Origin of the sequence: Vibrio sp. 10N.247.310.24 (genome assembly GCF_041467175.1) — a bacterium.
Classification (GTDB): domain Bacteria; phylum Pseudomonadota; class Gammaproteobacteria; order Enterobacterales; family Vibrionaceae; genus Vibrio; species Vibrio tasmaniensis_A.
On the sequence record NZ_JBFSUD010000058.1, the window covers coordinates 21,040 to 29,750 of the forward strand.

Below are 8,711 nucleotides of genomic sequence, written 5' to 3' on the forward strand. Positions count from 1 at the left end.
ATGTCCAAAGAACGAAGATGGCGAGTTAAATGAAACGTTGGTATTTACTTTACTGTAAGCGTGGTGATCAAAAACGCGCTCAACAGCACCTAGAAAATCAGGGGGTAGAGTGCTTTTACCCTCAAATAGAAGTCGAAAAGGTAGTGAGAGGGAAAGAGAAGCTGGTCCAAGAACCGCTGTTCCCATCCTATATCTTTGTCCGTTTTGATTATGAGCAAGGCCCAAGCTTTACTACCGTTCGTTCAACTCGTGGTGTTGTCGACTTTATTAAGTTCGGTGCAAGGCCGTATGAAGTCCAAGGTGATTTGGTTTTTGAGCTAAAAGAGTTCGAGAAGTGTTGTAGTAGCGAAGTTGAAGATTGCTGTGTTGAATTTGAGACAGGGCAAGTTGTCAAAATTAATAGTGGCCAGTTTGCGGGTGTTGAAGCTATTTACCATCAGAAAGATGGCGAAGCTCGATCCATTATGCTCGTAAAAATGATCAGCCAAGTGGTTCCGATCAGTATTGAAAACGAAGCACTACAAGCTCACGTATAAGTCAAATATTAAAAAAGTAAAAACTAGGCTTAAAACAAAAAGGCGCATAATGCGCCTTTTTTAGTATTTGATTTTTCAAACGCTTAAGCGTTATAGGCGTCGTTGTGAACGGCTTGTACCGCACGGCCTGATGGGTCTACACAGTTTTTGAATGACTCATCCCACTCGATCGCTTTTGCTGATGAACAGGCAACTGAAGGGCCGCCAGGTACACACTCTGCCGCCGATTCTAGAGGGAATAGCTCCTCAAAGATTTCACGGTAAGCGTAACCTTCTTTGGTTGTTGGTGTGTTGTAAGGGAAACGGAACTGAGCAGCTTCCATTTGTTGATCCGTTACTTTTTCTTCAGCCGTTGCTTTCAATGTATCAATCCAGTCGTAGCCAACACCATCAGAGAACTGTTCTTTTTGGCGCCATGCGATTGAATCTGGTAAGTAGTCTTCAAAACACTCACGTAGGATGTGTTTCTCCATTTTACCGTTACCGCACATTTTGTCTTCAGGGTTTAAACGCATAGCCACATCGATGAACTCTTTATCCAAGAATGGTACACGACCTTCGACTCCCCATGCTGCAAGTGATTTGTTTGCACGGGCACAGTCAAACATGCTTAGAGCAAGAAGCTTACGTACCGTCTCTTCGTGGAACTCTTTTGCGTTTGGCGCTTTATGGAAGTACAGGTAGCCGCCAAAGATTTCATCAGCACCTTCACCAGAAAGTACCATTTTGATACCCATTGCTTTGATCTTACGAGCAAGCAAGTACATTGGCGTCGATGCACGAATGGTCGTTACATCGTAAGTTTCGATGTGGTAGATAACATCACGGATTGCATCTAAGCCTTCCTGAATGGTGTAAGTCATCTCATGGTGTACAGTACCGATTTTGTCCGCAACTTCACGTGCAGCAATCAGATCGGGAGCATTTTCTAGGCCAACAGCAAATGAGTGTAGTTGTGGCCACCAAGCTTCTGATTGCTCGTCATCTTCGATACGCATTGCTGCAAAACGTTTAGCGACTGCAGAAGTGATTGATGAATCAAGGCCACCAGATAGAAGTACACCGTAAGGAACGTCAGTCATTAGTTGACGCTTAACAGCAGCTTCTAGCGCTTCAGTTAGCTCTTCTTTGCTTGTGCTGTTACCTTGAACGGCTGCGTATTCGTTCCAATCGCGGATGTAGTAGCGTTGAGGTTCTGTATCTTTAGAAGAGTAGAAGCTACCAGGAGGGAACTCACTTATCGTCTTACATACAGGAACCAGTGCTTTCATTTCTGAAGCTACGTAATAGTTACCGTGCTCATCGTAGCCTTTGTAAAGCGGGATGATGCCAATATGGTCGCGGCCGACTAGGTATTCGTCTTTCTCTTCGTCATATAAAACGAAAGCGAAAATACCGTTAAGTTCTTCTAAAAGGTCGGCACCCATCTCTTGGTAAAGCGCAAGAATGACTTCACAATCAGAGTCAGTTTGGAACTGGTATTTATCTTCATAGCGAGCGCGAAGTTCTTTGTGGTTATAGATTTCGCCATTAACTGCAAGAATGTGCTTTTTGTCTTGGCTGTATAGTGGTTGAGCACCACTGTTTAAGCCGACGATAGCTAGACGCTCGTGAGCAAGGATAGCTTTTTCACCGGCATAGATACCAGACCAGTCTGGGCCACGGTGACGAAGCTTTTTAGACATTTCTAAAGCAATAGGGCGAAGTGCTGCGGCATCACTTTTAATGTCGAGAATGCCAAATACTGAACACATAGAACTTCCTTTTAAATAATTTCTAAATCAACTGCATTCAATTTGCCATTCTGGCTAAAAAAAGCAACCGAATGTGAGCAAAAAAAATAATATAAAGGGGTTTATGTTAGAAAATATCTACTTTTAAGGTGGTTTTGGTGACTGGTGTCTAATTGCGGTTGGTTTTTTGAACAAAAACCTCTCAAAAGTGCAAAAAAATCGCAATTTTGAGAGGTTAAATGGAACATGTTGAATATCATATTTTATTGATGTTCGGATTCAATTGTTCACAAACATGTCGGGCAAAACCGCTACCAGCTTCGTTGTAAATGTTAAATGCCGCATCGACGCCATTCTCTTTCAGTGTTTCGAGCTGATCTGGATATTCGGCAATTGCCGCTATTTGACCTTTAAAGTTTCGTGATTTTAATTGTTCTAAGGCGGTTTGATTACCTTGGTGGTGAGGCATAGCCAAGATCACCAGTTTTACGTTTGCTGTGTCTAAGATTCGTTCCCAGAAATCCGGGTCAGTTGCGTCACCAGAAATAACGTTTCTGCCATGGCTTCTGTGGTTATGTGCCGCGTCTTCACGAACTTCTACACCTAAACTCACTTTGCCGTAGCGTGAGCGTAATTCGTCGTAGGCACCAGTACCAATGCGTCCCATACCAAGAATTAGAACTTGAGCCCGACCTGGGTCAATTCGTTTGTCGCGTTGGTGGAGCTTCTCAGCAGCGTGCTCTTTTAACCAGCGACCTGATTGTTGATAAAGTTTGTGACCCGCTTTGTTGAGAGGTGCAGCGATTAAGAACGACAATGAAACGGCTATAGCCACTGCCACCAAGATGTCGCCAGACATCCAGCCCATCTTAAAAGCAAGGCCACCGACGATGAGGCCAAATTCACTGTAGTTAAACAGTGACAAAGAAGTGAGTAGGGAGGTTCGAACACGGAACTTGAATCGGTTTAGTACCAAGAAGTACAGAACGCCTTTCACTGGCAGTAACAATAAGAACAAGACTGCGAGCATAAAACCCTGAATAGTTGGCTGTTCTGACAAGCCAATATTCAAGAAGAAGCAGACGAGGAAAAGCTCTTTGAGGTTAAACAGCGACTTCGATAGCTCTGAAGCTTTTGGGTGACCGGCTAACAGCATACCAAGGATAAGGGCACCTAAGTCTGGTTTTACTCCTACAAACTGGAACAAGCCTGCACCGACGACCAATGCGAAGAAAATGCCGAACAGCACCAACATTTCGCCGTGACCAACCCAGTCGAGGACTTTGTAGAACAATGGACGACAGAATGGCAAAGCGAACAGTGCGATGGCATACCACTCTGGAATTTTGCCTGTCGATGCCGTTAAGAAGACCACGGCAAAGATATCCTGCATGACCAGAATACCGATCGCTAATGTTCCATAGGTCGCATTCATCTCCCCTTTCTCTTGCAGAGACTTAACTGCGAATACGGTACTAGAGAATGAAAGGGCAAAACCGAGTAGAACAATCTGTTCTATTGACATGGCTGCCAACGAGGAAATACCTAGGAATTTAAAACCAAACAGGGCGACCGCAAAAAACAGAGTGGATAAAAGGTTGTGGATTGTTGCGCCAGCCCAGATCTCTTTAGAGAGTAGGGTTTTGATGTCCAGCTTTAAGCCAATAGTAAATAAGAGAAGGGTGACACCAAGGTCAGCCAAAGTAATGATGGTGTCATTGGTTTCAAAGCCAAGGGCATAAAGCCCGAAACCTGCAACCAAAAAACCAACTAATGGGGGGAGGTGGCATTTTAAAGCAATAAATCCTGCGATAAACGCAGTGGATATTAATATAAGTTCCATAACTTGTTGTTGTAGTTCCCTAACTTAAAAAAACGGGCCGTGTTTATACAAACACGGCCCGCGGAAAATCAGAATTGTTTTCTTTAGTCTTCAAGAAGCTTTTGCAGTAACACACCGTTGAGCATGGCGCGCTTAATCATGGCAAAGGCTCCCATCGTAGGATGTTTATCGATCTGTGATGCTACAATAGGCAGGCCACTATGGAAAGTCGTTAACGACTGATTCTCTACATTGCGCTTAATTGCAGGGAAAACAATCTCTTGTGCCTTCGTAATATCACCAGCAATGATAACTTTCTGAGGGTTAAACAGGTTAATCGTCATCGCGATAGCCTTACCTAACTGGTTTCCTACTCGAACTAAGCTTTGTTTCGCGAGTTCATCGCCATTGATTGCGTGGTCACAAACATCTTGAATCGTGATATGTTCAAGTTCCGTTAAAGAAGATTCATAGCCTTGCTTAATGAGCTTCTGTACTCGATCAACAATGGCAGGGTTTGCCGCTACGGTTTCAAGACAACCGAAGTTACCACACTGGCACTGTTCTCCTAGCGGATCAATTTGGATATGACCAATTTCACCCACGTTACGGTTATGGCCTAAGAAAACCTGGCCATTAACGATAATACCAGCACCCGTACCACGGTGCACACTGACCAAAATAGAATCTTGACTGTCTTTACTTGCACCGAAGTAGTGCTCAGCAAGCGCCATTCCTCTAACGTCATTACCAACAAAACAAGCCACATGGAAAGTGTCGCGAATAATGTCGCTCAATGCGAGGTTATCGATGTCCGTATTTGGCATGTACTCAACAACACCGGTTGTTGGGTTAACCAAGCCTGGAAGGGTGACACCAATGGCAATTAGTTGGTCGATCTTTGGCTGATGCTCAGCAATGAAAGCCTTGAGGTTATTGACCAAGCCTTGTGTAAGGTCTGATTGGTCTGAATAATCTAGGTCTTGTTGTTGGAAAGCCAACTCACGACCGCCAAGGTCATGAAGGCTTATTTGAATATAGTCTCTACCTAAGCGTACAGCGACAGAATGAAAAGGGTCGACTTCTGTGGTTAGGGAGATCGCGCGTCTACCGCCAGTAGACGCTTGTTGCGCAACCTCTTTAATGAGGCCGCGCTCCAAAAGTTGGCGGGTAATTTTTGTAACACTTGCCGGTGCGAGTTGGCTTACATCAGCCACTTGTATACGACTGATAGGCCCTTGCTGGTCTATTAGTCGGTATACCGCCGCACTGTTTAGTTGTTTAACTAAGTCTACGTTACCTATTTGTCCGCCATTCATACTTAATTGTGCTCGTATTGTCCATTAACAACAGTCGCTTTAACGTTAAAGTCTCGGTCAAATACAGCTAGGTTTGCAACCATGCCTTTTTTGATTCGACCTAGCTTGCTTTCTACACCGATAGCCGTAGCTGGGTATAGCGTAGCCATGCGAAGAGCTTCGTCTAAAGCGATACCAGCGTGCTCAACTGTATTCTGAACTGCTTCAATCATAGTCAGAGCTGAGCCGCCCAGTGTGCCGTTTTCATCAACACACTTACCATCTCGGTAATATACTTTCTTACCGACAAAAATAAAGTATTCCATGTCAGCACCTGCAGGAGCTGTGGCATCCGTCACTAATACTAACTTTTCTCCCTTGATTTTGTGCGCAATTCTGATGTTTGCGTAATCAACGTGGAAGCCGTCGGCGATGATACCTGCATAAACTTCTGGCGTGTCGTAAATCGCGCCAACAACGCCAGGTTCACGACCGACCATAGGGGTCATCGCATTGAATAGGTGAGTAGCGAAAGTGATACCAGATTCGAAACTTTGTCGAGCTTCTGCGTAAGTCGCGTTTGTATGGCCGATTGAAACGACAACGCCAGCTTTGTGTAGGCGCTCGATATGTTCTGGATCATTAAGCTCTGGTGCCAATGTTACTTTTGCAACTAGGTCGCTGTTCTCGCAAATCAGTTCAATCATTTCGCTGTCTGATTTACGAATGTGATCGACGCTATGAATGCCTTTTTTTGCAACGTTTAGATATGGACCTTCAAGGTGCAGACCTAGTGATTGGTTTTGGTACTGGTTGTGATATTCACGAGCTGCAGTAATAACTGCACGCATATCTTCGTCTGAAGAGGTGATGAGCGTAGGCAAGAAGCTAGTACAGCCTGATTTAAGGTTTGCTTCGTGCATGATCTGCATTGTTTCTGCCGTGATCTCATCGTTAAGCATTACACCACCACAACCATTCAGCTGTAAGTCAATGAAACCTGGGCTTAGGTTTGCTCCGTTTAGATCGCGAACCTCAATTCCTTCTGGCAATTCAGAGATAGGACAGATTTTTTTGATCAGTTCATTTTCTATTACGACAGCATGATCGGTTAGAACATCACTACCAGTGTAAATTTTACAGTTACTTAGCGCGTACATAGTCAGCTAATCCTTATTTCGTGAGATCTTTTAAATTTGTTCGTTACCTAAATGTGGACTTAGTTTGCGAGCATCATTTACGTAACGATTTATCTTTTATGGGCGAACGGCTTCAAAATGGGAAGCTATTTAAGTTGTTGAAAAACATATGAACAATTGATCTTTATTATACATTTAGGTTCATTGTTAATGATTATTCATAGGGTAATCTAAAATTAGGAATACCATGTTTTTGCCTAATGATTAGATTTGAATTTTATCTATAAACGCTCATTTTTTTGAATGATAAAATAAGTTTTATGATCTCGCTAGCAAAAACCTCTGGATTTGGTAAAAACTGGTGATTAGGATCACAAATGGTAAGGTTTTAATTTGCGGGGCAAAATTAATTGAATACACTGAATAGGACTAAATTGAGCGACTAAAATAAGTTTCTCAAATGAATTCTAAAAAATCCTATAGGGGGAAACAACTGGTGAATATTCTAGGATATGCACAGAAGCTAGGTAAGGCATTAATGCTACCTATCGCAACACTTCCGATTGCGGCGCTTCTACTACGTTTAGGTCAAGGCGATCTACTTGATATTCCATTCATGGCGCAAGCTGGTGGAGCTATCTTCGGTAACCTACCATTGCTATTTGGTCTAGGTATCGCGATTGGTCTTTCTAAAGACGGTAACGGCGCAGCAGGTCTTGCTGGTGCAGTTGCTTACTTCGTACTAACAGCGACAGCAACAACAATTAACGCTGACGTAAACATGTCATTCTTCGGCGGTATCTTCGCTGGTATCATCGCAGGTCACTCTTACAACGCTTTCCATGCAACACGTCTTCCTGAGTGGCTGGCTTTCTTTGCGGGTAAACGTTTAGTACCTATCATGGCTGGTCTATTTGCACTTGTTGCAGGTGCTGTGTCTGGTGTGGTTTGGCCTGGTGTTCAATCTGGTCTAGACGCATTGGCTCACGCAGTATCAACGTCTGGCGCTATTGGTCAATTCGTTTACGGTACTCTTAACCGTGCACTTATCCCTGTAGGTCTACACCACGTATTGAACTCATACTTCTGGTTTGGTATGGGTACATGTCAAGAAATCATCGTTGCTGGTCAAGGCGCATTCGCTAACATCACTCAACTTTGTGTTGACCCATCACTAGCTAAAACTCTAGTTGTTGGCCAAGAGCACACATTCACATTCGCTAACTCTGTAACTCCAGAAATCACTACTGTAGTTAAAGAAGTGACTGAAACTGTTAAATCTGGCGACCTACACCGTTTCTTCGGTGGCGATAAAGGCGCTGGCGTGTTCATGAACGGTTTCTTCCCAGTAATGATGTTCGGTCTACCAGGTGCTGCACTTGCAATGTACCTAGCTGCTCCTGCTGAAAAACGCAGCCAAGTTGGTGGCGCATTGTTCTCAGTTGCATTCTGTTCATTCCTAACAGGTATCACAGAGCCGCTAGAATTCATGTTCGTATTCCTAGCTCCTGCTCTATACGCAATGCACGCTGTATTTACAGGTCTGTCTCTAGTAGTTGCAAACATGTTTGGTACTCTGCACGGTTTCGGTTTCTCTGCTGGTCTCATCGACTTCGTATTGAACTGGGGTCTAGCAACTAAACCATTCGTACTACTACTAATCGGTCTTGGTTTCGGTGCTCTATACTTCTTCACTTTCTCTTTCGCAATCCGCGCTTTCAACTTGAAATCGCCAGGTCGTGAAGATGATGACGAAGCTGTAGCAGCTCCTGCTGGCGACGCACCAAAAGGTGAAGTTGCGCGTCAATACCTGAAAGCTCTAGGTGGTCACGACAACCTAACTTCAATCGACGCTTGTATCACTCGTCTACGTCTAACTCTTAAAGACCGCTCTATCGCAGATGAAGCTGTTCTTAAGAAGCTTGGCGCTAAAGGTGTGGTTAAACTAGGTGAAAACAACCTACAGGTTATCCTAGGCCCACTAGCTGAAATCGTAGCTGGCGAAATGAAAGCTATCGGTGCAGGTGAAGACCTATCTGATGTAAAACTTCCATAGTGACGGAAGTACTTAATTAAGAAGTAAAGTTACTCTTAAGTAAGTTTCAAATTGAAAGCCTCCCAAACGGGATAATGCCGATCGTTTAAGAAGACTTGAACGATCTTGCAGTTAGCAGATAATCCCC

Annotated in this window: 6 protein-coding genes; 2 read left to right on the forward strand and 4 right to left on the reverse strand. The window is 43.9% G+C overall.

Going from position 1 to position 8,711, the window contains the following annotated elements; all coding sequences use genetic code 11:
• Window positions 1-29 precede the first annotated feature (29 nt).
• On the forward strand, window positions 30-536 hold the full coding sequence (rfaH, locus tag AB6E08_RS16645) for a transcription/translation regulatory transformer protein RfaH (protein WP_012604543.1): 507 nt from the start codon (window positions 30-32) through the stop codon (window positions 534-536).
• Between the two features lie 83 nt (window positions 537-619).
• Here rfaH and asnB read toward each other — a convergent pair whose 3' ends face one another.
• The 4 genes from asnB to nagA all read right to left on the reverse strand — a co-directional run bounded on the left by asnB (window position 620) and on the right by nagA (window position 6,549).
• Window positions 620-2,290, reverse strand: coding sequence for an asparagine synthase B (asnB, locus tag AB6E08_RS16650; protein WP_372064779.1), 1,671 nt, complete (start codon window positions 2,288-2,290; stop codon window positions 620-622).
• Between the two features lie 235 nt (window positions 2,291-2,525).
• On the reverse strand, window positions 2,526-4,112 hold the full coding sequence (locus tag AB6E08_RS16655; RefSeq protein WP_372064782.1) for a cation:proton antiporter: 1,587 nt from the start codon (window positions 4,110-4,112) through the stop codon (window positions 2,526-2,528).
• An 83-nt stretch (window positions 4,113-4,195) separates the two neighbouring features.
• Entirely contained in the window at window positions 4,196-5,410 is a 1,215-nt protein-coding gene (locus AB6E08_RS16660) for an ROK family protein (RefSeq protein WP_009847335.1), read from the reverse strand.
• Window positions 5,411-5,412: 2 nt separating this feature from the next.
• On the reverse strand, window positions 5,413-6,549 hold the full coding sequence (gene nagA, locus AB6E08_RS16665) for an N-acetylglucosamine-6-phosphate deacetylase (protein ID WP_372064785.1): 1,137 nt from the start codon (window positions 6,547-6,549) through the stop codon (window positions 5,413-5,415).
• A 475-nt stretch (window positions 6,550-7,024) separates the two neighbouring features.
• Between nagA and nagE the strand changes: the two genes are divergently transcribed.
• On the forward strand, window positions 7,025-8,584 hold the full coding sequence (nagE, locus tag AB6E08_RS16670) for an N-acetylglucosamine-specific PTS transporter subunit IIBC (RefSeq protein WP_029225474.1): 1,560 nt from the start codon (window positions 7,025-7,027) through the stop codon (window positions 8,582-8,584).
• Window positions 8,585-8,711 lie beyond the last annotated feature (127 nt).

Bases quoted from the DNA above. Each gene is read 5' to 3' on its own strand.
- rfaH (WP_012604543.1), top strand. From the start codon at position 30: ATGAAACGTTGGTATTTACTTTACTGTAAGCGTGGTGATCAAAAACGC.
- asnB (WP_372064779.1), bottom strand. From the start codon at position 2,290: ATGTGTTCAGTATTTGGCATTCTCGACATTAAAAGTGATGCCGCAGCA.
- AB6E08_RS16655 (WP_372064782.1), bottom strand. From the start codon at position 4,112: ATGGAACTTATATTAATATCCACTGCGTTTATCGCAGGATTTATTGCT.
- AB6E08_RS16660 (WP_009847335.1), bottom strand. From the start codon at position 5,410: ATGAATGGCGGACAAATAGGTAACGTAGACTTAGTTAAACAACTAAAC.
- nagA (WP_372064785.1), bottom strand. From the start codon at position 6,549: ATGTACGCGCTAAGTAACTGTAAAATTTACACTGGTAGTGATGTTCTA.